Source organism: Vibrio sp. bablab_jr001, assembly GCF_016464285.1.
Lineage (GTDB): Bacteria > Pseudomonadota > Gammaproteobacteria > Enterobacterales > Vibrionaceae > Vibrio > Vibrio fluvialis.
Genome location: NZ_JACDWZ010000041.1, coordinates 200,957 through 226,467, shown reverse-complemented (window position 1 = coordinate 226,467; position 25,511 = coordinate 200,957). Strand labels below are relative to the sequence as shown.

At 48.8% G+C, this 25,511-nt stretch carries 23 protein-coding genes; 18 read left to right on the top strand and 5 right to left on the bottom strand.

Annotation, left to right across the window (positions count from 1 at the left end; all coding sequences use genetic code 11):
- Positions 1–211 precede the first annotated feature (211 nt).
- The 9 genes from JIG40_RS07010 (at position 212) to JIG40_RS06970 (ending at position 9,347) form a co-directional block, all read left to right on the top strand.
- Positions 212–391 carry a hypothetical protein gene (locus JIG40_RS07010; protein WP_020330379.1) on the top strand — a complete coding sequence of 60 codons (180 nt, stop codon included), beginning with the start codon at positions 212–214 and terminating at the stop codon, positions 389–391.
- Positions 392–563: 172 nt separating this feature from the next.
- On the top strand, positions 564–1,211 hold the full coding sequence (gene ribA / locus JIG40_RS07005) for a GTP cyclohydrolase II (protein ID WP_020330380.1): 648 nt from the start codon (positions 564–566) through the stop codon (positions 1,209–1,211).
- Positions 1,212–1,366: 155 nt separating this feature from the next.
- Positions 1,367–2,626, top strand: a complete 1,260-nt coding sequence (locus JIG40_RS07000) for an imelysin family protein (protein ID WP_199465034.1) — start codon at positions 1,367–1,369, stop codon at positions 2,624–2,626.
- Between the two features lie 123 nt (positions 2,627–2,749).
- Positions 2,750–4,132 carry a di-heme oxidoredictase family protein gene (locus tag JIG40_RS06995; RefSeq protein WP_199465033.1) on the top strand — a complete coding sequence of 461 codons (1,383 nt, stop codon included), beginning with the start codon at positions 2,750–2,752 and terminating at the stop codon, positions 4,130–4,132.
- 8 nt (positions 4,133–4,140) lie between these two features.
- Positions 4,141–5,166, top strand: coding sequence for an imelysin family protein (locus JIG40_RS06990; RefSeq protein ID WP_020330383.1), 1,026 nt, complete (start codon positions 4,141–4,143; stop codon positions 5,164–5,166).
- Entirely contained in the window at positions 5,156–6,232 is a 1,077-nt protein-coding gene (locus JIG40_RS06985) for a DUF1513 domain-containing protein (protein ID WP_199465032.1), read from the top strand. Before JIG40_RS06990 ends, JIG40_RS06985 begins: the two co-directional genes overlap by 11 nt.
- A gap of 112 nt (positions 6,233–6,344) precedes the next feature.
- Positions 6,345–7,898 carry a L,D-transpeptidase family protein gene (locus JIG40_RS06980; protein ID WP_199465031.1) on the top strand — a complete coding sequence of 518 codons (1,554 nt, stop codon included), beginning with the start codon at positions 6,345–6,347 and terminating at the stop codon, positions 7,896–7,898.
- A gap of 180 nt (positions 7,899–8,078) precedes the next feature.
- On the top strand, positions 8,079–8,627 hold the full coding sequence (locus JIG40_RS06975) for a DUF882 domain-containing protein (RefSeq protein ID WP_020330387.1): 549 nt from the start codon (positions 8,079–8,081) through the stop codon (positions 8,625–8,627).
- 63 nt (positions 8,628–8,690) lie between these two features.
- The gene (locus JIG40_RS06970; protein ID WP_020330388.1) at positions 8,691–9,347 is read left to right on the top strand and encodes an MBL fold metallo-hydrolase; all 657 of its coding nucleotides are present in this window, start codon (positions 8,691–8,693) and stop codon (positions 9,345–9,347) included.
- On the opposite strand, the gene JIG40_RS06965 is transcribed toward JIG40_RS06970, so the two are convergent.
- Positions 9,341–10,018 (bottom strand): DUF2982 domain-containing protein, encoded by a 678-nt coding sequence (locus JIG40_RS06965; RefSeq protein ID WP_020428550.1) that lies wholly within the window; start codon positions 10,016–10,018, stop codon positions 9,341–9,343. The genes JIG40_RS06970 and JIG40_RS06965 overlap by 7 nt on opposite strands.
- Positions 10,019–10,239: 221 nt before the next feature.
- On the opposite strand from JIG40_RS06965, the gene JIG40_RS06960 reads away from it, so the two are divergent.
- The 6 genes from JIG40_RS06960 to JIG40_RS06935 all read left to right on the top strand — a co-directional run bounded on the left by JIG40_RS06960 (position 10,240) and on the right by JIG40_RS06935 (position 16,135).
- The gene (locus tag JIG40_RS06960; protein ID WP_020330390.1) at positions 10,240–10,629 is read left to right on the top strand and encodes a hypothetical protein; all 390 of its coding nucleotides are present in this window, start codon (positions 10,240–10,242) and stop codon (positions 10,627–10,629) included.
- 372 nt (positions 10,630–11,001) lie between these two features.
- Positions 11,002–12,090, top strand: coding sequence for a TRAP transporter substrate-binding protein (locus JIG40_RS06955; RefSeq protein WP_020330391.1), 1,089 nt, complete (start codon positions 11,002–11,004; stop codon positions 12,088–12,090).
- 114 nt (positions 12,091–12,204) lie between these two features.
- Positions 12,205–12,744: a TRAP transporter small permease subunit gene (locus JIG40_RS06950; protein WP_020330393.1), complete on the top strand. Its 540-nt coding sequence runs from the start codon at positions 12,205–12,207 to the stop codon at positions 12,742–12,744.
- A 12-nt stretch (positions 12,745–12,756) separates the two neighbouring features.
- Positions 12,757–14,040: a TRAP transporter large permease subunit gene (locus JIG40_RS06945; RefSeq protein ID WP_158130253.1), complete on the top strand. Its 1,284-nt coding sequence runs from the start codon at positions 12,757–12,759 to the stop codon at positions 14,038–14,040.
- A gap of 105 nt (positions 14,041–14,145) precedes the next feature.
- Positions 14,146–15,513 (top strand): cache domain-containing protein, encoded by a 1,368-nt coding sequence (locus JIG40_RS06940; protein ID WP_154184362.1) that lies wholly within the window; start codon positions 14,146–14,148, stop codon positions 15,511–15,513.
- Positions 15,497–16,135 (top strand): response regulator transcription factor, encoded by a 639-nt coding sequence (locus JIG40_RS06935; protein ID WP_020330396.1) that lies wholly within the window; start codon positions 15,497–15,499, stop codon positions 16,133–16,135. The genes JIG40_RS06940 and JIG40_RS06935 overlap by 17 nt, the downstream gene beginning before the upstream one ends.
- A gap of 97 nt (positions 16,136–16,232) precedes the next feature.
- Here JIG40_RS06935 and JIG40_RS06930 read toward each other — a convergent pair whose 3' ends face one another.
- The gene (locus tag JIG40_RS06930) at positions 16,233–16,709 is read right to left on the bottom strand and encodes a MarR family transcriptional regulator (protein ID WP_020330397.1); all 477 of its coding nucleotides are present in this window, start codon (positions 16,707–16,709) and stop codon (positions 16,233–16,235) included.
- Between the two features lie 380 nt (positions 16,710–17,089).
- Between JIG40_RS06930 and JIG40_RS06925 the strand changes: the two genes are divergently transcribed.
- Both JIG40_RS06925 and JIG40_RS06920 read left to right on the top strand, forming a co-directional pair.
- Complete coding sequence (locus JIG40_RS06925) at positions 17,090–18,667, top strand: BCCT family transporter (protein ID WP_020330398.1); 1,578 nt, start codon at positions 17,090–17,092, stop codon at positions 18,665–18,667.
- Positions 18,668–18,871: 204 nt separating this feature from the next.
- On the top strand, positions 18,872–20,755 hold the full coding sequence (locus JIG40_RS06920; protein WP_020431173.1) for a methyl-accepting chemotaxis protein: 1,884 nt from the start codon (positions 18,872–18,874) through the stop codon (positions 20,753–20,755).
- Between the two features lie 70 nt (positions 20,756–20,825).
- Here the strand turns inward: JIG40_RS06920 and JIG40_RS06915 are convergent, their stop codons facing one another.
- The gene (locus JIG40_RS06915; RefSeq protein ID WP_020330400.1) at positions 20,826–21,542 is read right to left on the bottom strand and encodes a 3'-5' exonuclease; all 717 of its coding nucleotides are present in this window, start codon (positions 21,540–21,542) and stop codon (positions 20,826–20,828) included.
- Positions 21,543–21,550: 8 nt separating this feature from the next.
- The gene (locus tag JIG40_RS06910) at positions 21,551–23,440 is read right to left on the bottom strand and encodes a DUF294 nucleotidyltransferase-like domain-containing protein (RefSeq protein ID WP_199465030.1); all 1,890 of its coding nucleotides are present in this window, start codon (positions 23,438–23,440) and stop codon (positions 21,551–21,553) included.
- Positions 23,441–23,619: 179 nt separating this feature from the next.
- On the opposite strand from JIG40_RS06910, the gene JIG40_RS06905 reads away from it, so the two are divergent.
- Complete coding sequence (locus JIG40_RS06905) at positions 23,620–24,237, top strand: porin family protein (RefSeq protein WP_143682768.1); 618 nt, start codon at positions 23,620–23,622, stop codon at positions 24,235–24,237.
- Between the two features lie 41 nt (positions 24,238–24,278).
- On the opposite strand, the gene JIG40_RS06900 is transcribed toward JIG40_RS06905, so the two are convergent.
- Positions 24,279–25,478, bottom strand: a complete 1,200-nt coding sequence (locus JIG40_RS06900) for an amino acid aminotransferase (protein WP_024374372.1) — start codon at positions 25,476–25,478, stop codon at positions 24,279–24,281.
- Positions 25,479–25,511: the final 33 nt, after the last annotated feature.

Sequence of the window (25,511 nt, the reverse complement as noted above, 5' to 3'; positions counted from 1 at the left end):
GAATTAACAGAATAGTGAGAGAAATAGAAAGAAAGGATCCAATTAAATTAGATCAAATAAAGAGTGTATGATCACTTATATAATCCTGCCTCAATTTAAACTTTAGAAAAATTAGTGTGACAATTATTCCAATAATTAAATTTAACTGACACCAATTTGATTTAAATGATATTATTCCGTTAGAACAAATAATAATCAGTAGGAAAAGGCAGTGGACTATTCAGTGATTACACAACTTAAGAAGGACTTTTACGCACAAATCAGTGCGCTTCAGTCGTGCTCTCTGCCACAAACCAAACCCACATTATCTATTTTGACAGCGGAAGAGCTTAAAGAGCTTGAACAAGTGTGGGTAGAACTCACGGTGTGGAAGAAAACGCAAAGCCATTAATCTACTGATTCTCTGAGAAATTCTGTAAACCCAGCTTGCTCAACAATAGGCTGGGTTTTTTATTGCGCATTTTCTAAATTGTTATAATATAACAATTCGAGTGATTTTGTGATCTTTTCGTTGAAAAGTGGGGTATCAGTCCCCATAGTAAGGTCACAAGTAAGGTATAAGAATGCATACAATAACCAGCATGCATCCAGTAATGAATCAGGTGAGTGCAGATATGGCGGAAGTAAGAGCCAGAGTTGATTTAAAAGTAGGTGCGAAAAGCAACATTGATGCAGAAATCCTTTCCTTTAAAGGATTGAAGACCGATAAAGAGCACGTCGCCGTCATTTTCAAGTCAGCAGATAAAACCCAGGAAATCCCATTAGTGCGTATGCACTCTGAATGTCTGACCGGTGATGTGTTCCACTCATCGCGTTGTGACTGTGGCGAGCAACTGGAAGAAACCATTACGAAAATGGGCGAACATGGTGGGATCATTCTGTATCTTCGCCAAGAAGGCCGCGGCATTGGCCTGTACAATAAGATTGATGCATACCGACTACAAAGTCAGGGCATGAATACTTACGAAGCCAATAACCATTTAGGCTTTGGTGATGATCTGCGTGATTTCACTGAAGCGGCTCAAATGCTCAAAGCGCTCAACGTGACTAAGATTCGTTTGGTGACTAACAACCCGAAAAAGATCCGCGAACTTAAAGAGCATGGCATCGAAATTGTTGAGGTAGTGCACACCGCTGCGCACATCAAATCTGGCAACGAGAACTACCTGAAAGCAAAAGTCTCTCACGGTAAACATCAGCTTAAACTTTAAGCTATTTCCTTAAATCGTTGATAAAAGCCTCACTTCGGTGAGGTTTTTTTCGTTACATCTTGCAAAAAAAATGTAAATTTGTATTATCGCGGCTAAAAGTGCAAATGATAATAATTAGCACTAGCAATGAATAAACGCTCAACAAGGATGCTTAAATGAAAGTTAAGTCACTTTTAGTCCAATCTATTGCCGCTTCACTGGCAGTTGCCAGCGGTGCAAGCTTTGCAGCAGTCACTCAGGATCAGGTTGTCGCTCATTATGCTGACATCGGTCATGCGGTGTTCTCTGACTCTCTGACCACAGCGAAAAACCTAGAAAAGTCTGTCGACGCATTTTTGGCTGCACCTTCCGATGCCAAACTACAGCAAGTCAAACAAGCATGGTTGGCGGCTCGCGTCCCTTACCAACAATCTGAAGTTTTCCGTTTTGGTAACGCCATTGTCGACGATTGGGAAGGACAGCTGAATGCATGGCCTCTGGATGAAGGTTTGATTGACTACGTTTCTGACGATTACCAATACGAACTGGGGAACGAAGGCGCAAGCGCAAACATCGTGGCAAACAAGTCTCTGACCATTGGTGCAACCACGATTGATGCTTCAACTATTACGCCTGAGCTTATTGCGAGCCTGAATGAAGTGGGCGGTTCAGAAGCGAACGTTGCGTCGGGCTACCACGCGATCGAATTCCTGCTTTGGGGCCAAGATCTGCACGGTACTCAACCTGGTGCGGGTGAGCGCCCATACACCGACTACGTTCAGGGCGAGGCATGTACACACGGTAACTGCGACCGTCGCGCTCAATACCTGAAAGCATCGGTACAACTGCTGGTTCAAGATCTGGAATGGATGGAAAAACAGTGGTCTGACAAAGAGAAAGGCAACTACCGCGAACAACTGCTTGCTGATTCTGCGCAAAATGGTCTGCGTAAGATGATGTTTGGTATGGGCTCACTGTCATTGGGTGAACTGGCTGGCGAGCGCATGAAAGTTGCCCTGGAAGCCAACTCAACAGAAGATGAGCACGATTGTTTCTCTGACAACACACACAACTCACATTTCTATGATGAGCAAGGTATCTACAATATCTACACTGGTACGTACACTCGCGCAGACGGTTCCACTCTGACCGGTGCTTCTATCTATGATCTCGTTGCACAGAAAGATGACGTTGCAGCAAAAGAAATCATGAAGCAATTCGATGCAGCACGTGCACAAGTGGGTGAACTGGTGAACTCCGCAGAGAAAAACAATCAGCATTTCGACCAACTGATTGCGGCAGACAACAAAGAAGGCAATGCTCTGGTAAACAAAGCGATCATGTCTCTGGTTGCTCAAACTGCATCGATTGAACGTGCGGCGAACGTTATCGGTATTGATAACCTGAACCCCGACACTGCTGATCACGAATTCTAAAAATAGATCTAATGAGCCCTGTTTACAGGGCTCTTTTTACCCAATCATCAGCGTGTCAAAAAGAGAATTTTTGCCATGTACGGCGATTGGGTTTCTTGCTTTTTATTACACGAGAAGAATGGAATGAAGTTGTATTACTCCGCGCTCCTTCTTGGCTTGATTTCCACACAAGGACTGGCTGGTGAGGTCAAATCTGGCGGGGCAACCAGTACGACCAAAAATGGTCAGAATGCGTATTCAATGCCAGCCTCTAACTTACCCATGTCCAAGCGTCTGGATTTCAGTGTCGGTAACAGTTTTTTCCGTAACCCTTGGGTGGCGGCACCTTCGTCAACAGAAGCCCGTGACGGTTTAGGGCCGCTTTTCAACACTAACGGTTGTCAGAACTGCCACATCAAAGATGGCCGCGGCCATCCGCCCGAAGAGAACGACACTCAAGCCGTTTCAATGCTGGTGCGTATGAGCATTCCGGCAACGACTCAAGCAGATCGCGCCATTTACGAGAAAGAAGGTGTAGTGCCTGAACCAACGTATGGGGCTCAGTTGCAAGATTTCGCTTTGCCAGGTAAAAAACCGGAAGGTCAGATTCACATTACTTATGATGAAGTCGCGGTGCGCTTTGCCGATGGTACGCCCGTGATGCTGAGAAAACCTAACCTTTCCATCGTAGACTTGGCGTATGGTCCGCTGCACCCGAACACTCAGCTGTCGGCACGCGTGGCTCCTCCTATGATTGGATTGGGTTTGTTGGAAAGCATTCCTGAATCTACGCTGATGGGCTGGGCTGACGAACAGGATAAGAACCACGACGGCATTTCCGGTAAACTCAACCGGGTTTGGGATGTTGAAGCTGAGAAAACCGTCATCGGCCGATTCGGTTGGAAAGCCGGCCAGCCTTCTCTGATGCAACAAAATGCAGCCGCATTTAACGGTGACATTGGTTTAACCAGTCGTCTGTTTCCACAGGAAAACTGTACAGCGAGCCAGACATTGTGCGACAGTTTGCCCAATGGCGGCTCACCGGAAGTGAGCGATAACATTCTCGATTTTGTTGAGTTCTATTCACAACACTTGGCGGTTCCTGTAAGACGTAATGTCGATGATCCGCAAGTGATGCAGGGCGAGCAGTTGTTTACTGATAGTGGTTGCGTTGCTTGCCATAAAGCCAATGTGATTACCGCCAAGCGAGAGCATCTTCCCGCGCTTTCAGAGCAGACGATTCATCCTTATACGGATCTGCTGTTGCATGATATGGGCGAAGGGCTGAGTGATGGCCGACCAGAGGCATTGGCGAGCGCTGAGGAGTGGCGGACTCCACCGCTGTGGGGTATCGGGTATACGCAGGAAGTCAACGGACATACCTATTATCTGCATGACGGACGAGCGCGAAATGTAATGGAAGCGGTATTGTGGCATGGTGGTGAAGCGAAAAAATCGCGTGACCGTGTGCTGCAATTTGATCAAAAACAGCGTGAAGCGCTGATCGCATTTTTGAATTCTTTGTAGGTGTGAGAATGACGTTTAAATCATTGACGCCAGTCGCTTTAGCGCTGGTTTTGTCGGCGTGTCAGAGTACCGGAATGTCTGACTCAAAGGCGGAGCAGACCAACCATGTCAGCCAGCCAGTTTATGTTTTGGAATACCAGTCGGCTGCACGTTTTAAGGCCGAATCAGACAATCTGGCTCTCGCGTTCAGCCGCTATTGCGAGCAGGCTGATCTGGATACGGATAAGTTGAAAACGCAGTGGCATCAAACCATGACTGCATGGATGGCATTGCAAGGTCAGGAGCGTGGCCCGGCGGCAGCGCTCGAACAAAGCTGGAATGTACAATTCTGGCCAGATAAAAAGAACACCACGGGTCGTAAGATGGCTTCTTTAGTGCATCAGGACCGAGAGTGGACGGCAGAGCAGATTGCGCAGCAAAGTGTAACAGTGCAAGGCCTAGGCGCACTGGAATGGATGTTGTACGATCCTAAATCACCGCTGACGTCAGCGCCGAAATCTGCCTGTCAGTCAGCTCTGGGTATCAGCCAGAACCTGGCCGATAAAGCGGCGTTGATTGAATCCGCTTGGCAACAAAACCCTTGGAAAACAATGGATGACGCGACCTGGGAATCGGAGTACGTTGCATTGCTGTCGAATCAGCTAGAGCACGCGATGTCAAAAATGACACGCCCGCTGGCTAATGTTGGTCAGCCACGTCCTTACTTCTCTGAATCCTGGCGTTCTAAAACGTCCATGCTGAACCTGAAAGCAAACGTGGAAGCGATGCAGGCGCTTTATCTGGCAAGCCTGGATGGGCAACTTCGTGAGCGCAATCTGGTTGAACTGGCTGATCGAGTTAAAACTCAATACGCGAATCTGGTTGACACTTGGCCAGCGGAACCAAGCCTGTTTGACATGCTGCAGACTAAAGAGGGTTACCGTGATGCCCTGTCTCAGTACAACAAACTGGATCAACTGAAATACCTGCTACATGAAGAAGTAGCAGTGGCTCTGGGCGTAGTATTAGGATTTAACTCTAGCGATGGTGACTGATCAAACTCGTCGCTCGCTACTCAAAGCAGCTTTGTTTGGCGCGTGTGCGCCAATGCTGCCTTTTGGCTGTGCGAGCCAGCCTAGCCAACAACCCGCTCTGATTGGTTGTGCGATTAAAAATCGCAATCAGTTCAGTGCGGTCATTGCCAACAGTCAGGGTGAAGCGATCAGCCAGTTGCCCCTGCCGGGACGTGGTCATGGCGTGGCCATTCATCCGAAGCTGACTCAGGCGGTGGCCTTTGGTCGTCGTCCGGGTGAGTTTCTGATGGTGTTTGATTATCACACCAGCGAGATGATTCTATTGCGTCCGGCTGACGATAATCGTCACTACTACGGCCATGGTGTGTATTCCAATGATGGCCAGTGGTTGTATGCGACGGAAGGTGAACGCGGTACCAGTCGCGGTATTATCGGCGTGTATGACGTAGCTCATCAATACCAGAAAGTGGCAGAACTGACCGGTTTCGGTATTGGTCCGCATGAAGTCATCGTGATGCCGGATGACACGTTGGTGATCGGCGTAGGCGGTGTTCATACCAATGGCCGTGAGCCGCTCAACATTGCAACAATGAAACCGAGCCTGACATACCTGTCAGCGAAAGGCGAGATTCTTGATCAGGTGTCACTGCCGGATCATCACCTCAGTATTCGCCATTTAGCACATGATGGCAGCGAAACGGTGCTTTGCGGTCAGCAATATCGCGGCAAACCGGAAGATTACCCATCGCTGGTCGCAATGCATACGCGTGGTGGCGAAATGATTCCACTGTTGGCTGAGCCAGAACAGTGGGCGCGTTTCAACCACTACATTGCGAGTATTGCTGCAACGGACAAATGGATTCTGGCGACGTCTCCCGTTGGCAACTGTTACGGTATCTGGTCGAAACAAACGCGCGAATTGGTTGAATTGTCGGCATTGCCGGATGCGTCAGGTGTCGTCGTCCATGGCGACCGTTTTCAGGTCAGTTCTGGGTCGGCACTGGTGGTAACCAGTGAGTACCCGCAGCCTGCGCAGCAAAACGTCACCAATGTGCAGTGGGATAACCACTGGTCGGCAATCATCTGACATCGCGCCGTTGTATTTGCTCAAAGCACAGTTCTGACACATTGATGAACTAACATATGCCCATTTCTTTTGCCATACTTAGCGTACTGGCGAGTGATTTGGGCATTGTTATATGAACCGTAGTCGTTTTGTTGTTTTCTTTTTGATTCTTCTCAGTTTTCCTTTAGCAGCTTCTCCTTACTTTGCCAATCTTGGCTGGCTGGATAGCCGCTCCTCGGTGACTCCTCTGCTTCAATATCCAGAGCAGATCGAACGCATCTATCACGAAAACAACGATCAGCTCATCTGGAGTGATTTGGCCACTCAGCAACATTTTGAGCAACAGCTGGACTTGATTCGGCGCGCCAACATCAGCCCGCTGTTTGAACGCCAGTATCATGCGCTTGCGCAGTATCGTGAAGCGGGTGAGTGGTTCGAATATGACTTACTGGCCACCGACACTCTGCTGCTCTATCTCAGCTATGCTGAGCGGGCGCCGAGCGAAGGGATGGAGTGGTTTTTTGATGGCAGTCTGAATCATACATTACCGGCGCCGAGTGAAAAGGCGCAGCTGGCTTTGCACATTGCAATCGGCTTGCAAGGTATTATCGACCTGATTGATCAATATACACCGAGCGATCCTGCGTACCATCAGTTGGTGAATGCCTATCGATACCTCAACCAGTTGGAACTGCACCATTTGCCGGTCTATGTTCAGGCTGGTCTGAAAAAACAAGGTGATAAGCTGGATGACCGTTCGACGCTGGTTCAGCGCTTAGCTCTGGTCAATATCGACGTGATAGGAATAAGTGACAATGTCACGTGGTATGACAAATCGCTGGTGGCCCCGATTAAGCAGTTTCAGAAGATGCATGGCTTAAAGTCCGATGGCATTATTGGTCCCAATACGCTGAAATGGCTGAATATGAAGGTTCCCGACCGTCTGGCGTTGCTTGCTCTGAACGCTGAACGTATGCGTTTGTGGAGTACTAATGATGACACGGTTATCGTCGTTAACGTACCTGGGTTTAACCTCAAATATTGGTATTCCGGTAAACCTGTTTTTCAGTCCAAGGTCGTGGTGGGCCGGATATCGCGCCCGACGCCCGTTATGACCACGCGTCTCGACTCATTGATTCTGAACCCAACCTGGAACGTGCCACACAAAATCATGGTGGAAGACATATTACCGATCACCAAGCGTGACCACACCTACCTGACTCGCCACCATATCGATATTCTTGAAAGCTGGCAGTCTGAGCAAACGCTGGATCCGGAAAAAATCGACTGGAAGAGTGTCAACCCGAAAACATTCCCTTACCGAATGCGGCAACAGTCCGGCAATCAGAATGCGTTGGGGCTTTACAAATTCAACACGCCGAACAAGCGGGCCATCTATCTGCATGACACTCCGAGTAAACATCTGTTCGACAACCCAACCCGAGCCTTTAGCTCAGGTTGCATCCGGGTTGAACATGCCGATCAATTCGCAACGACTTTGCTGGAAACGCAAGGTATTAACAACGTAGATCTTATCCCAGCCAACGAACGCTCAAACCGTTCAATTCCTTTGAAAAAGCGCATTCCGGTGCACATCATTTATCAAACCGTATGGTATGAAGAGGGCGAATTACACTATCGGGACGACATTTACCGCCTAGACCGGATAAAAGAGAACAATGGGTGATGCATCTCTAAATTTGCTAAAAAATGACACAAGAAAAATTTCTTTTATGCTCAATTAGTAAGCTATTTATCTGACAAAATGTGACCGATTCAGCACAAATTATGCATTTGATCTTGGACAAGGAGTCCGGTAGTTTGCCGGATTGTAGAGATCAAATTCCGTAAATAAAAAGGTGTTGTTTTGAGTCTGTCACGTCGAGATTTTCTTAAGTTTGCCGGTTCCGGCTTGGTGGTCGCAGCCTGTGCACCAGGTATTGCGCATGCATCATATCCCGATAAACGTCGTGTTTTGGCAATGAATAACCTACATACCGGTGAAACGTTAGAAACTTGTTATTTTAATGGTCAGCGTTATGTTCGTTCTGAGTTGCAGCGTCTGAATCACATCTGTCGTGATTTCCGCCAGAATGAAGTGCACCCGATGGACAAAAAACTGTTCGATCAAATCACCCGCATTCAAGCTGCGTTAGGCACTGATGCAGAAGTGCAGATCATTTCCGGTTATCGTTCACCGACGACGAATGCCATGCTACGCAGCAAGTCTTCAGGTGTCGCCAAGAAGAGTTTCCATATGCTGGGTCAAGCCATCGATTTTCGTCTGGAAGGTGTCTCGCTCAAGCAGGTTCACGAAGCGGCGCTCAGCCTCAAGGCTGGCGGCGTAGGGTACTATCCCAAGAGTCAATTCGTTCACATTGATACCGGCCCGGTTCGCCAGTGGCAAGGTGCCTAGCTTGTCAAAATGAGATGAGAGTGTCATAGTTCGGGCAATTTCGTTGTTCGAACAAGGTTTAGCATGTCTTTAAAATATCAAATTGTTCCCGTTACGCCGTTTGCTCAAAACTGCTCAATTGTCTGGTGTGATGAAACCATGCAAGGCGTCGTGGTTGATCCGGGCGGTGACGTGAAACAACTGAAAATGATGATTGATGAGCTGGGTGTGAATATCGTCAAGTTGGTGCTGACTCACGGCCATTTAGATCACGTGGGTGGCACGGAGCCGTTGGCGGATTTGCTTGGCGGGATCGATATCATCGGCCCACACAAAGACGATAACTTCTGGCTGCAAGGTCTGGAAGGGCAGAGCAAGATGTTCGGCTTTCCTCTGACAGAGGCATTTGTACCGACGGAATGGTTGGATGAAGGCGACACGGTGACATTCGGAAATCAAACTCTGAGCGTGCTACATACCCCGGGTCATACTCCGGGTCATGTGGTGCTATTCAGCGAAGAAGCCCGTCTGGCCTTTGTCGGCGACGTGTTGTTCAATGGCAGTATCGGTCGCACCGATTTCCCGAAAGGTGATTTCAATACGCTGATCACATCGATCAAAACCAAACTTTGGCCGTTGGGTAATGATGTCACGTTTGTACCAGGTCATGGTCCAACGTCTACCTTTGGTCACGAACGTGCCAGCAACCCGTTTGTTGCCGACGAAATGCCACTTTACTGATCCGATTCCGGCTCGGCGGCGGCAAGATAACGCCGGGCCAATCCCACAAATTCTTCCGCACTGCGGTCAAGATCATTGGCCGAAATAAACACATCGTAATCGTAATACTGGCGCTGATAGCGCATACGGTTTGCCAGCATCGCCATCAAGCCTTTATACACTTTACCTTTGCGTTGTTCGCAGAATGGCTGTGAGTCCAACACCATATCTTCGAACGATGATTCCTGATTTTTCTGCCGCGCCCCGAGATACAACAGCGCACGCTGACTGAGCAGAATTTCCGTCGCGATGCGCGGACAAATACCGTCGAGGTAAGGTTCGTACTGTTTGAGTTTGATGCCTATCCACGGCAGGGGTTGATACCAACCCTCCTGCTCGTAGCTACAAATACCAATATGACTGATGTTGCTCCATTTCACCACCCAGCCGCCATGAAACAGGTGCTGTTGAAAGTGGGTTGGTGTCAAGGTGTAGCCAACCCAACTCTTGCGAATGAGCCAATAACCTAAACCACACAGGCTGCCCATGGCGAAAAGGGAGATCAGCGCCTGAGGCCAGCTCGGCGACAAAATGACCAGAAACAGCGTGGCGACGATGGCCACGAAGCCGACCACTTTGGCGTAAGGGGAGTGCAGGTCAAAATGGTGATTTGATAAATGAACAGTTTGCATACAGCTCGCTACAATCGTCTGAAATTTCTCTGTATTTATACCCAGTAGTGCAACAAGTGATCACTTTACCTCATGATTAAATTGTAGTCATCCATGACATAAAAGCGTGTTTTTACCCTCGATCTTGACCAATACCCTACAAATGGCAGCCGAATTTTGTTATAAAACGCGCTTCAAATTTTCACCACTGCGCCTTATGCAGTGAAATGGAGACATACTCGATGAGACTTGCTCATAAGCGTAACGTGCAGGCTAAACTGCAAAAACGCATTAAAGCGATTGTAGCGAACTTGGCTCAAGCGCCGAAAACAGCAAAGCCTGTGACTGCGAAACCTGTTGTTGAAAAGAAAGCGGCAATCAAACCAGTCGCAGAAAAAGTTGCAGCAGCGACAAAAGTAGACGTAGCGTTAACTCCAAAACAGCAACAGGTACTGGATATCGTTGCTGGGAATGCAGAAGGCATCAATCCTAAGTCGATTGGTCTGGCCGCAGGTCAGGAAGATGCAAAAGCCGCTTCTTGGGCTACGGGTGCTCTGAAGAAACTGCTGGATGAAAACCTGGTGGTGAAAGAGCAACTGGCAGGCAACAAAGTTATCTACAAAGCGATCTAATTTCACCTTTTCAGATAGCGACAGTTCATTCACAAAAAGCCTCGGGTTCTCCGGGGCTTTTTGTTGTCTCACATTCGTCATTCATCACACTTCTGATAACTTTCTGCAATAACCAACTGGTGAAAAACAACTACGTATTAATTCATTTAATTGTTCGAGTAAGAATTAATATATTCTTATAAAACAAAAAAATAAATAAATTATCTGTATATCTCTTACGTGGTACTACTTACGACTTTAGTCCTGTTTTCTATTTCTAGTGTTATCAGTTTGCGTAATCACGCTCATTTCCTCTTGTTCAAACTTCTACCAAAGTGACATCGAACCCATGGCTCCATTGAGCTGAGGAACAATAACAAAAGGACGTGAATAATGAGTCTGATTCATCAATCTGTAAAACGTGTGGTTACTGGCCTGGCGGCAGTAGCGACATGCTTCGCTCTGTTTTCTGCCTCTGCTAGCGCTGCAGAGAAAGTCTACCGTTTGAAGCTGGCGGAAACCTGGGGACCAAACTTCCCGATTTTCGGTGATGCCACCAAAAACATGGCGGCAATGGCTGAAAAAATGTCGAACGGTCGTCTGCAAATTCGTATTGACTCTGCCAACAAACACAAAGCACCACTGGGCGTGTTTGATATGGTCAAGTCGGGTCAGTACGACATGGGCCATTCGGCTTCTTATTACTGGAAAGGCAAAGTTCCTAACACTCTTTACTTTACTTCTATGCCTTTCGGTATGACGCCTCCAGAACAGTACGCATGGTTCTACTACGGTGGTGGTATGGAACTGATGGAGAAAGTGTATGAGCCGCACAATATGCTCTCTTTCCCAGGCGGTAACACTGACGTGCAGATGGGTGGTTGGTTCCAGAAGGAGATCAACACGGTCGACGATCTGAAAGGTCTGAAAATGCGCATTCCTGGTTTCGCGGGTGAAGTTCTGGCGGAAGTGGGTGCCAAACCAACCAACATCGCACCGGGTGAACTCTACACTTCACTTGAGCGCCGCACTATCGACGCGCTGGAATGGGTAGGGCCGTCTCTTGACCTGCGTATGGGCTTCCACAAAATTGCACCTTACTACTACACCGGTTGGCATGAACCAGCGACTGAGCTGCAATTCCTGGTGAACAAACGTACCTGGGAACGTCTGCCAGAAGATCTGCGTGAGATTCTTCGTGTGGCAATGCGTACTGCGGCTTACGACATGTACACTCAATCTGTCCATGAGAGTGGTAAGAACTGGGCATCGATCACCACTGAATATCCGAACGTAAAAGTGAAGACATTCCCACCTGCGGTTATCGAAGCCCTGCGTGCTGCGAATGATCGTCTGCTTGCGGAACATGCCGCAGCCGATCCTCAGGCAAAAGAGATTCAGGAGTCACAGGCGAACTACATGAAACAAGTTCGTGCGTGGACCGATATCTCAACGCGCGCTTACCTCAACAGCGAACAGTAATCTCAACGGCGAGGGCTTAGGCTCTCGCCGCAAAGCCCAAGAAAAATTATAACGACAAGCTCCGCGAACTTCCTGGTTACGCGGAGCATCTTTCCAGTTTCCAGGGAGTCAGGAATGAGAAGTCTCATTTATATCGAAAGGTTGATTAATCGCATCAGCGATTTCTGGGGTTGGGTATCCAGCATACTCTTCATCTTGCTGGTGACCAACGTGGTTTATGACGTCATCATGCGTTATGTCTTTAATGATGTGTCGATTGCGTTTCAGGAGTTGGAGTGGCACCTGTTTGCCGCAGTATTTTTGTTAGGTATCCCGTATACCATCAAAGCGGGTGGCCATGTTCGGGTCGACATCATCTATGAACGCCTTTCCCATAAAGCGCAAGCGGTGGTGGATATCGCAGGCACGTTGATATTCCTGTTGCCGTTTTGTCTGTTAGTCATGTACTTCGGTATCGACTTTGCCAAAGAGAGCTTCGAACTGCATGAAACCTCTGGCGATCCGGGTGGCTTGCCATACCGCTGGCTGATCAAGTCGATTATTTCACTCTCATTCTTCTTTATGGCTATCAGTGGGTTGGGGCTGTTGCTTCACTCGGTCAACAAAATTGTCAACCCGCGTCTGATGCATTCTAGCCTCAACGACTCGAAGTAAAAGGACGACGCTATGATCGGTATCGTGATGTTTTTTGTGGCGCTTTTTGCGCTGCTGTTAGGCTTTCCTGTCGCCTTTACCTTTGGCGGCATTGCATTGATTTTCGGGGTGTGGGCAGAAGGTATCGACATGTTCGCTTTCATGCCGTATCGCATACAGTCCATTATGGAAAACACGGTCATGATGGCCGTACCACTCTTCGTATTCATGGGGCTGGTTCTACAAAAAACCAAATTAGCAGAGCAGTTGCTGGAGTCGATGGGGCGTCTGTTCGGTGGCGTTCGTGGCGGGATCGCGATTTCTACCGTCTTAGTGGGCGCGCTGCTGGCGGCGTCTACAGGTGTGGTGGGCGCTTCTGTGGTGGCGATGGGCCTGATTTCTCTGCCTGTCATGCTCAAGTACAACTACGACAAAGGGCTGGCGTGCGGCACCATTTGTGCGTCGGGGACGTTAGGGCAAATCATTCCACCGTCTATTGTTTTGATTCTGCTGGGTGACGTACTGGGTGTGCCGGTTGGTGACCTATTCCAGGCGGCACTATGGCCAGGTTTGGTGCTGGTTGGCGCGTACGTTCTCTATATTCTGATTTATGCCAAGCTCAACCCAATGGCGGCTCAGCCGATTGAACGTGACGACAGCGTGAGCCGCTCGCAAGAAGTCGTTCGAGCGCTGAAAGCGGTTATTCCGCCATTAGCACTGATTATCGTCGTACTGGGATCGATTTTCGCGGGCGTGGCAACGCCGACTGAATCGGCGGCACTCGGCGGTGCGGGTGCCTTGCTGTTGGCTGTAGCGTATCGTCAATTCAGCTGGAAAATGGTGTATGACGCATCGAAAGAGACGGTGAAAGTGACGGCGATGGTATTTGCCATCCTACTTGGTGCGACGGCGTTCTCGATGGCGTTCACCTACACTGGCGGCGACTTGCTGGTGGAGGAGTGGATGCTGAGTATCCCGGGTGATAAATGGGGCTTCCTGATCGTCACTATGATTGTGATTCTGATCCTTGGCTTCTTTATCGACTTCGTAGAAATCTGTTTCATTATCGTGCCTATTATTGCGCCAGTAGCGAATCTGCTCGATATCGATATGACCTGGTTTGCGATTCTTATTGCGATGAACTTGCAGACCTCCTTCTTGACACCACCGTTTGGCTTTAGTCTGTTCTATCTGAAAGGGGTTGCACCAAAATCGGTAACGACGATGGACATCTATCGTGGTGTTGTTCCGTTTATTACTATCCAGATTCTGGTGCTAGCGACGCTGCTGGTATTCCCCGGCTTCTATGGAATGTGATCAAATTCGAGGTTGTCGACTTCGGGTTTCTTAGAAACACAACATCTTGCTAAAGTGAAACTGCTTACCGACGTTCGGTGAGCAGTTTTTATTTTGGGGAAGGGAATGCCTCTTAAATTCAAATTGATACTGCTGACGCTGTTGCCACTGCTGTTGGTCACCGCGAGTATCAGCTGGATTTCCATTCATCAGGCCAAAAGTCTGGGTGAACGCGAAGTGGAAATCTTTAGGGCGAATTTAATCAAAGCCCGCGAAACCGCTCTCAAAGACAGCGTTGATCTGGCACTGGACGCCATCGCGCTGGTATACAACGATCCTAGTCTTTCGGACGATGATGCCAAGGCTAAAGTCAAAAAGGTTCTGACCAAGCTGCGTTATGGCTCGGATGGTTACTTCTTTGCCTACGATGCCAATGGCATCAACCTGGTTCATCCCACTCAGCCAGAACTCATCGGGCAGGATCTGCTCAAACTGCAAGACAGCGAAGGCGATTACCTTATTGAAGCGCTTTTGTTTCAGGCCCAGTCCGGCGGCGGGTTCCATCAATACTTGTGGCAAAAGCCGTCTTCCGGTGAAGTAGTGCCGAAACTCAGTTACGTTGAATGGTTGGACAAATGGGGCTGGATGGTCGGCACCGGACTGTACATTGAAGATGTCAGCCAGGAAGTGGCAATTATGCAGGCCACCATCAATAAAAACATTGATACGACATTTTTCTCGGTGATGGTGATTCTGGCCGTCACTGTCGCGGTGATCATCGTGCTCACGCTGGCCATCAACCTGCATGAGCACCGTCTGGCAGACAAAAACCTCAAAGAACTGGCTCATAAAACCGTGATGTTTCAGGAAGATGAGAAAAAGCATCTGGCGCGTGAACTGCATGATGGTATCAATCAATTGCTGGTGTCGAGCAAGTGCCATTTGGAGCTTCTTGGACATAAGCTTAAGGATGACACGTTGGCCGGGCACGTCGACAAAGCTCAGCAATCGCTGATGACGGCCATCAACGAGGTGCGGCGCATTTCTCACAATCTGCGGCCAAGTGCGTTGGATGATATTGGTCTGCAGGCTGCCATTGTTACGTTACTGGAAGATTTTCAGTCGCACTCGGGAATTCAAACCGACAGCCATTTCGATACCTTACCGGGCACGAAGCTCAAATCTGAAGTGGCGACGACGCTCTATCGAGTGGTGCAAGAATCGTTAAATAACATTGAAAAACATGCCCGTGCCAAGCGAGTCAGCGTGATGGTACAGCAGATGGGCACTATGCTTCAGTTGATGATTCGCGATGATGGCGTCGGATTTTCAATCAAAGATGCGCGAGTGAAGCGAGGGATCGGGCTGCGCAATATGCGTGAGCGGGTAGAATTTTTAGGCGGTGAACTGGAGCTGATGAGCGAGCCAGGGTTTGGGACTGAAATCACCGTGCTGTTGAATCTGGATGGATTAGTGTATGGGAAAACCAATTAGAGTGGTGATCGTCGATGATCACCGGGTAGTACTTGAAGGGTTTATGGCTCGCTTAGAAATGGAGCCGGAAATCGAAGTGATTGCGACCGCAAGCAACGGATTGGAAGCACTTGAGGTGGTGAAGCAACATCGCCCGGATGTGATTCTGATGGATGTCAGTATGCCGATTATGAACGGCATCGATGCGACGCGCTTAATTAAAGAAGAAGTACCGGATGCCAAAGTCCTGATGCTGACCATGCATGACAACCGTGAGTACATCATGAAAGTGATGCAGGCCGGAGCGGTTGGTTACATGCTTAAAGAGATTTCCGCCGAGAAGATGGTGCAGGCCATCAAAACTGTCAATCTTGGCTCAACCTATTTTTGTGAATCCGTCACGCAGACGTTGTTCACGCAGGACATCATTCCATCGGCTCAAAAGCCTAATCCGCTCAGCCGACGTGAAGAGGCGGTGCTTAAGATGGTGGCTCAAGGCCATAGCAGTAAGAAAATTGCGTCGTTACTCAACATCAGCTACCGCACGGTAGAGACGCATCGTCAGAACATCAAACATAAACTGGATATTCACTCGACGGCGGAGCTTGCGCAATACGCTATCCAGCATGGCATGCTGGAATGACATCAGCCGTAACGTTCAGCGGCAACAAAAAAGGTTGGGCTTATACCCAACCTTTTCTCGTTTTTACTCTGTAGTCATTTCTACCACGATATCAGCACTATTCCGGTTTCGTGATGCTGCCAATTTCCAGCATCGGCGCCACGTCGATGTTCTCGGCGTTCATCATTGCAGACAGACGCTGCACAGAAGAAAGCAGCAGAGACTGTTCCCAATCTTCCAGTTGGCAAAAACGCTCAACAAAATCTTCTTGTAGTGGCTGTGGTGCTTCCGCCAGCAGCTTGAGGCCTTCCTCAGTAAGATGGGCGTGCACTTTGCGCTTGTCGGTGTTGCTGCGAATACGTTGTACATAGCCGTTGCGCTCGAGACGATCGAGAATCGTCGTCGCCGTCGCTTGGCTCATGTTGGTGTGTTTAGAGAGCTCACGAATAGTGACTTCGCCCAATTGCTGAATTGATCGCATCAGAATCAACTGAGGTCCGGTTAATCCGGCACTCTTGCTCAATTTTTTTGAGTGTAGATCAATGGCTCGGATGATCTGGCGAATCGCGACCAGTACTTCTTCATGTTTTTCCAAAATTTACATCCACAACGTATCGAAGAATTTAGGCGCGACGATACATCACTTAAAGCCGGATGAAAAGTATTGACTTCATACTTTTCTATCTCCGCTTTTGACCTATTTTAATCAATGTCTAGTGATGTAAAATGTTTTGTGTACGAACAATATTTTTATTGTTTTTGTTTAATAGATAAACAACCGTTAGCATTTTTCAAGAAAATTAGTACAAAAATCAACCTTTGGGTAGATCTCTTGCACTTGATGTGTAAAATATAGGTCAACTTTACATTAGAACAATAGTTATGAGTACGAAATATATTTGCTGTTTTCAACCTGAATTTATTTCGTTGTCATGGCTGTAGAGTTCAATCTTGAATGAATAAAAGAGAGGACAAATGACGAAAGGTATTGATAAGTACAGTATCGACAGTACCGATTACACCGTCGGGCAGGACAATGTCCAGAAGTGGGGTTTTGACGTCCATAACCCGGTTTTTGGTATCAGTGCAGGTTTAATTCTGCTGTTTCTGTTAGCGACATTAGTCGTGGATGCCGATACGGCGAAAAGTGCACTCGATGGTATTAAGTGGAAAATCATTGGCTCGTTTGACTGGCTGTTTATCTGGTCCGGTAACATTTTCGTGATTTTCTGTCTGGCGCTGGTGGTTTCACCTTATGGCAAGATCCGTCTGGGAGGTCAGGAAGCCGTTGCCGATCACTCATTCATCTCATGGCTGTCAATGCTGTTTGCAGCGGGGATGGGTATTGGTCTGATGTTCTGGAGTGTGGCAGAGCCGGTGGCGTATTTTACCGGTTGGTATGAAACGCCGCTGGGCGTAGAAGCCAATTCTCCGGAAGCAGCTAAGCTGGCGCTGGGGGCAACCATGTTCCACTGGGGCCTTCACCCTTGGGCAATTTATGGTGTTGTGGCTTTGTCACTGGCGTTTTTCTGTTACAACAAGGGGCTTCCGCTGTCGATTCGATCGATTTTCTATCCGATTCTGGGCGATCGCGCCTGGGGCTGGGCGGGGCACGTTGTGGATATTCTGGCCGTATTGGCCACACTGTTCGGCTTGGCAACGTCACTGGGTTTAGGTGCCCAACAGGCGGCAAGTGGTATTCATCATGTGTTTGGTATTGATGCGGGTATTGGCCTTCAGATTGTCGTTATTATTGGTGTCACGCTGCTGGCGACTTTCTCGGTCATCCGCGGTATCGATGGTGGTGTGAAAGTAATTTCCAACATCAACATGGTGGTGGCATTCCTGTTGCTGATTCTGGTGGCGTTAATTGGCTATGCGGTTACGTTTGGTTCGATTCCGACCACACTGATGTCTTACATCGAAAATATTATTCCGCTGAGCAACCCACACGGCCGTACAGATGAAGCTTGGTTCCAAGGCTGGACAGTATTCTACTGGGCATGGTGGATTTCATGGTCGCCATTTGTCGGCATGTTCATTGCGCGTGTTTCTAAAGGTCGTACGATTCGTGAGTTCATCACCGCAGTGCTACTGGTTCCAACGGCTGTGACACTGATCTGGATGTCGGTATTTGGCGGTTTGGCGGTCGATCAGGTTGTGAACCATGTGGGCGAACTGGGTGCCAACGGACTGACCGATGTATCGCTGGCGATGTTCCAGATGTTTGATGTGCTGCCATACGGCACCATTCTCTCTGTGATTGCTGTGGTTCTGGTTCTGGTTTTCTTTATTACGTCGTCCGATTCAGGTTCTTTGGTTATCGACAGCATTACGGCGGGTGGTAAGTTGGATGCTCCTGTTCTACAACGTATTTTCTGGGCGCTAATGGAAGGAGCAATTGCGATTGCGCTGCTGTGGATTGGCGGTACTGAAGCCGTTCAGGCATTACAGGCGGGCGCGATCTCAACTGCGCTGCCGTTCACACTGGTACTACTGCTGATGTGTGTCAGTCTGGTGATGGGCATGCGTACCGAACGCTTCGAGCGTTAACCATTAAGATGTTTGAAAGGCCGGCGTATCGCCGGCTTTTTTTATGGATTATAAATTGACATGCGCCATTGGTTTGACGGAATAATTGCCTGTAAAAGCAATGACTTATATACTTTGCATTGTTTTAGACATATTTCGTGCAACTGCAACAAAATGTAGATACTATCTGCCGCGAATTGTTCCAACTTCTAACAAAAAATTGCGATGAAACTGACATTAAAACAAAAACTCATCGGCGCAAGTTTGTCTGCAGTGGTCGTAATGGCTGGTGCACTGACTTGGTTGTCTGCCGATCAACTGAAAGAGCAAACCACGCGTGGTGTGCTTGACCGCGCTGAAGCAATCTCCGCAACCGCATCGAAAGGCATTTCCGACTGGATCAGTATCCGGAAAGACATCTCTTCGGCGTTCAATGATTACACCGCACAATCTGATGTGGTCCCATTCCTGCAGCAAGCGCGTAAAGCGGGCGGATTTGACGACATCTTCTTTGGCACTCCAAAAGGTGACATGTACCGCTCCCATCCAGAGCGCAATCGTGCTGACTACGATCCTCGTACTCGTCCTTGGTACAAAGATGCTTCTGCAGCAGGCAAGCAGATCATCACAACGGCTTACAAAGATGCCATCACCAACGCACTGCTGGTGACCATCGCAGAACCTGTTCGTCAAAACGGACAATTTGCGGGTGTCGTAGGTGCGGACGTATTGATTGATCAGTTGATCAACGATGTATTGAGTATCGATGCGGGTGAAAACGCCTATGCGATGCTGATTGATACACAGGATGGTACGTTCCTGGCGCATCCAAACAAAGATCTGCTGCTGAAACCGGTAAACAGCCTGTCTAAATCTCTGACTATGTCAACGATTGAGCAGTCTGCGGCTGCGCATCAGTTGCTGACGGTCAATCGCAACGGCAACGATGAATTTTTCTATTTCACTAAAGTGCCAAACACGCCTTGGGTGTTTGCCGTGCAGATGGACAAACACACTGAGTTTGCGTCACACACGCAACTACTGACCAGCCTGCTGGTTATCGCTGTGATCATCACAATCATCGTGGTTGTGATTGTTTCCTGGTTGGTGAGCTTCCTGTTCCGCGATCTGGGCCGCGTGTCAAAAGCGCTGGCAGAAATTGCCTCGGGTGAAGGTGACCTGACGCAGCGTCTGGAACCACGTAGTGACGACGAAGTCGGCCAACTGGCAAGTAACTTCAATACCTTCGTGGGCAACATGCACACCATGGTAATGAAGCTGAGCCACGTTTCTAAGTCGCTTTCTTCTCAGTCTCAGATGACGGCGGCGCACGCTGAAGAACGCAGTGCGCGTATTCGCATGCAGCAAGACGAGATCAACATGGTTGCAACGGCAATCAACGAGATGGCGGCGGCAACTCAAGAGATCGCCAACAACTCTGAAAATACGGCGCAGAACTCTTCTGAAGCGGTAAGCGCATGTGTGCATGGCGCGAAACAGGTTTCTCAAACGCAGAACTCTATTCACTCTCTGGCACAAGAAGTTCAGGTGGCAACGGGTGTTATTCAAGAGCTGGAAGTTCACGGTAATCAGATCAGCACCATCCTGTCGACCATTCAGGATATCGCGGAACAAACCAACCTGCTGGCACTGAACGCAGCGATTGAAGCGGCTCGTGCGGGTGAGCAAGGTCGTGGTTTTGCGGTGGTTGCTGATGAAGTTCGCGTACTGAGCCAGCGTACTCATGCGTCGACGAAAGAGATTCAGACCATGATCGAAACGCTGCAAGGCACAACGTCGAAAGCGGTGGGTATCATGAATGACAGCCGCATGTTGGCTGACACCAGTGTGGATGACTCAAACTCTGCGGCGGCAAGCCTGACTCAGATCCATAACGCGGTGGAAATCATCAGCGATATGGCGACGCAGATTGCATCAGCAGCAGAAGAGCAGGCGTCAGTGACGTCCGAGATCACGCGCAATACTGAAGGCATTCGCGATGTATCAAATGATCTGGCTCAGGAAGCCCATGAAGCGGCTTCTCAGGCGGCCGAACTTTCTCAGCTGTCGTTTGAACTGGAACAAGAAATCCGCCGCTTTAAGCTGTAAAGCACAGTCGGATAGACAAAAAGGAGCCCTAGGGCTCCTTTTTTCATGCGTGACTTAAAATGAACTTGCCTTACAACCAGAATTGACGAACCGGTTGATCTGCAGAGAAATGATGTGCAATTTGCGCCTGAAGCAGTTCAGCTGTCGCAATCGCGTCGGTTAGTGCGTGGTGCGGCGTATAGGCAGGCAAGCCATAACGCATACGTGACTGGCCGAGCCGAACCGATTCTGGCTTTTTGCCACGCAGTCGATTCCAGAGTCCGGCAGTGTGGCGTTTTTGAATCATGGCTTCGATTTCCATTGTATCAATGACCGGAAACTCGATGCCTTCACCAATCCGTCGTCTAAGTGCACGGTCAAGAAATTCACGCTCGATTTTGTGATAGTGCACCACCAGAATTCGGCCTGCCAGCTGGTCAAGAACCTGTTCAAAAATCTCGCTCAGATCTGGCGCATCCATGATGTCGTTATGAGTAATGCCATGAATGACAATGGAATGTTCATCGAGTTTTTGACGTGGGCGAACCGTCCAGTGCTCGCCACGTTTCAGGTAAATGCGGTTTAGGGTAAACGGCACCAGGCCGATGGTGATGATTTCATCCTTATCTACGCTAAGGCCGGTAGTTTCAAAGTCCATCGCGACAAATTCCACCTCGCCGAGCGGGGTATTGCCATCCGGCAGAGCAGAAGAATAAAAGCGCTGCAGGCTAGGGTGGCTGACCACGTTTTGTTTTGCACGATATTTATAGGGCCAGTTGATACTTGGCGCCTGAAACAGTTTCTTCATGGTGTCGCCTATTTAAAGTTGTTGCTGGCCTGATAACGATATTTCAGAAAATTCTGCGCGTTACTGAGAATTTGAAACGCATCTTTAAGATTACGGCGCTCAAATTCCGACAGATTTTCTGGTTCGATGTTGTTGTCTGGATCAATATTATTTTCAACATCAAACGCTTGATGGCGGATACGCACCATGGAAATGAACTCCAGCGCATCACGCAGATCCTGTCCGCGACCTTTGGGCAGAATGCCGGCATCAATGATGTCATCCAAGCGTTCGAATGAGTTCTGCGCGCGTGAGCCTACCGCGAGCGCATGGACCCGAATCAAATCGGCAAGCGGTGCCGTGCCGCGACGCTTGAGGTTGATGGAGTTATTATGGCGGCCATCTTTCTCCATCACGAAGCTCTTGAAGAAACCTAACGGCGGCGTCCGGTTCAACGCATTACGCGCCAGACAAGCGAGGAAACGGTTATTGCGGCGCGCTCGGCGGACAATAAAACCATTGAGCTGTTCTGCCCATTTCAGACGGCCATAGACGCCATCCAAATCAAAGAAGATTGACGCATTGAGCAGGGCTTTCGGATTCGGGTTATCAATCCAGTCGGCGAAGCATGCTTCCCACTCTTGACGCGTCATACGCCAGATTGGGTTGGTTGCCATAATATCGCCGGTGCAATAGCTGTAACCGCATTGATCCAGTGCATCGCAGACGAATTTGGCTAAGTCTGCGAAATACTGGCCGTGAATAGCCTCATCGTAACTGTCGTCCAGAATAATGGCGTTGTCCTGATCGGTGACAATCAGTTGTTCGTCACGCCCCATTGATCCCAGCGCGAGGAAACAATACGGAATGGGAGCCGGGCCGAGGTGTTCTTCAGCCAGTTCAATAATGCGCTGTTTAAAGCTGCGGCCAATCACCGACATCGCTGTACCGACCATATGTGAGTTGGCATCCTCGTTGACCATACGCACGAAACTGTCTTTGACTTGTTTCGATATCAGTGCCAAATCGGGAATGGATTTCTGTTGGAAGATGCTGCTGACCAACAGTAAGGAGTTCTGCGATTCGTAACGAACGATATCCGTCAGATCGATGATGCCGATAGGGTTACGTTCTTTGAGGACGGGAAGATGGTGTACGTTGTAGCGCAGCATTGTCAGCATGGCTTCATAAACATACGCATTGTGGTCGAGCGAAATTACCTCAGTGGTCATCACATTGGTGACAGGTTCGCTATGATCGATACCTGTAGCAATCACGCGGCGACATAAATCGCGATCGGTCAGAATACCTATTAGTGGCCGGTTGTCGTCGTCATCGTTTTGCAAAATATCTGGGTCGATGATGAGCACTGATGAGACGTTCTCTTCCGCCATTTTGACCGCCACTTCCTGAATGGTTGCGGTTTTGTACACGAAGGGCGCTTCTCGGGTAATCAGGCGCTTCACTTTGACGGTGGTGAGATCGTTTTGCTCCGCCGTATTCGATACGGTCTGACGCAAGCGGGCGTTATCCTGTACTTCCACATAGTCGGCGAAAGCGTCGTGGTCTTCATAGAGAGATTGAAACGTTGCCTCGGGAATGCAGTAGACCAAGGTGTCTTCAATCGCTGTTACTGGAAATCGGACTTTATTGTTGGTGAGCAGCCCCATCTGACCAAACAGTCCGCCTTCGGTTAAGCGGTTATAGAGCTCGCCCTTACGTCGATAGACTTCAACCACGCCGCTGCGCACCAGATAGAGGTCTTCGATATGGTCGCCGAAGCGGATGATTGGGGTGTCCTGACGGAAGTAGGCGATTTCAACGTTGTGGGCGACGTCTTCCAGCGTTGCTTCGGGCAAATCGCGAAAAGGCGGATATTGGCTGAGGAAGTTTTTTATTTCTAAAAGTTCGGCTTCCATCTGGGGCTCCTGTCGTTACGTCGTGCATACAAAAATTAGCATACACAGCTTGGCGGTGTTGGAAACCATTCATACTACACGAATTTTTCGCTGAAGGCAGAAATGCAAAAGATATCGCATCCTCATACTAAGGTTTAGTCTAAGCTTGTTTAAAAGACGTTCAACACCGGGAGAGAGTGATGAGAAAACGTTGGGGAATCATACCGCTACTTGCCATTGCACCTATGGTCTCTGCACACAGCCTCAATGATCAGCTGCCGCTGCAATACGATTACCTGAATATGGAGGTGAGTTCCGGAACGGTCAGCGATCTCTACGCGGCGGGAGACAGCGATAATGTTACCGGCTTACTGTTTGGTGTCAGCCACAAGTGGGATGAGAGTGATTGGCTGCTCGTCGCCGACTACAGCGCACGCTTTTACCACCCTGACGACGATACGATAGAGCGTTATCAACTGAGACTCGGAGGCGGGTATCGTTGGTTGTTGGCTGAGAATTTGGATTTGTTCACCCATGTCAAAGCGGGGGGCATGCGCATTCGTGTTGAAAGTGATTACAGTGAAAATGACTTTATCTACAGCGCAGATGTGGGTGTGCGCTATGCCTTTACCTCAACATTTGAAATGAGCTTGATTGGTGAAGCCATCCGTAACAAGTGGCAGGATGAGAACGTTGCAACTCTGCGCGCCGATTATTACTTCTTCAAGCGCGTGGCGTTAGGCGCCTTGGTGTCTTATCGTGATGGAGAAGGCAGTCATATCAATGAAATGGGTTTAACGCTCCGATTGAATTACTAAGAAAAAAGCCGGCTTTCGCCGGCTTCTTTTTACTCTCGCAATTACAGAACTGCTTTGATGCCTTCACACAGTGGAGACATGTTTGACTTAGTCATACCAGCAACACTGATACGGCCAGAGCCAACGATGTAGATAGCGAGTTCGTCTTTCAGACGTGCTACCTGTTCTTTGCTCAGGCCAGAGAATGAGAACATACCGTTTTGACGTTCGATGAAGCTGAAGTCTGCCGTTACACCGATTTCTTTTAGTGTTGCGACGAACAGTTCACGCATCTCTTGAATACGTTCACGCATTTCTGCGACTTCTGCTTCCCATTCCGCACGCAGAGCTTCATCGTTCAGGATGTAAGTCACGACAGCAGCACCGTGTGCTGGCGGGTTAGAGTAGATCGAACGAATGATCGCTTTCACTTGTGAGAAAGCGGTTGTCGCTACTTCTTCTGAAGCGGCAACGATAGTGAAGGCACCGACACGCTCATTGTACAGACCGAAGTTTTTCGAGAATGAGCTCGCAACCAAGATCTCTTTATTGTATTTCGCGAAGGTACGCAGACCCGCCGCATCTTCTTCCACACCTTTTGCGAAACCTTGGTAAGCAAAGTCAAACAGAGGCAGCAGGCCTTTTTCTGCAACGAGCTTGGCCAGTACTTCCCACTCTTCAGCTGTTGGATCGATACCTGTTGGATTGTGGCAGCAGCCGTGCAGCAGAACCACATCACCCGCAGATGCTTGCTCTAGGTCAGCAACCATCGCTGCGAAATCTTTGTCTTTCGCTGCTGCGTTGTAGTATGAGTATTGAACGGTTTCCAGACCCGCAGCGTTAAACACACCATGGTGGTTTGCCCATGTTGGGTTGCTGATCCACACCTTAACATCGCCGATTTGACGTTTGATGAACTCGCCCGCTACGCGCAGAGCACCAGTACCGCCAGGAGCTTGAGCCGTTTTTGCCAGTTTGTTGGTTACGATGTCTGAATCAGCACCGAACAGCAGTTTTTGAACCGCCAGACCATATTCCGCAGTACCTTCGATAGTCAGGTAAGATTTGGTTTTTTCTGACTCTAGCAGCGCTGCTTCTGCTTTTTTCACTGTCGCAAGAACTGGAGTTTCACCAGCTTCATTCTTGTAAATACCAACACCCAGGTTGATTTTGTCTGCACGAGGATCTTTTTTAAATTCTTCAGTGAGACCAAGAATAGGGTCAGCCGGGGCCGCGACAACTTTTTCAAACATAATGCTCATCCATGTTAGTTAAGGTGGGTGGAAAATTTCATC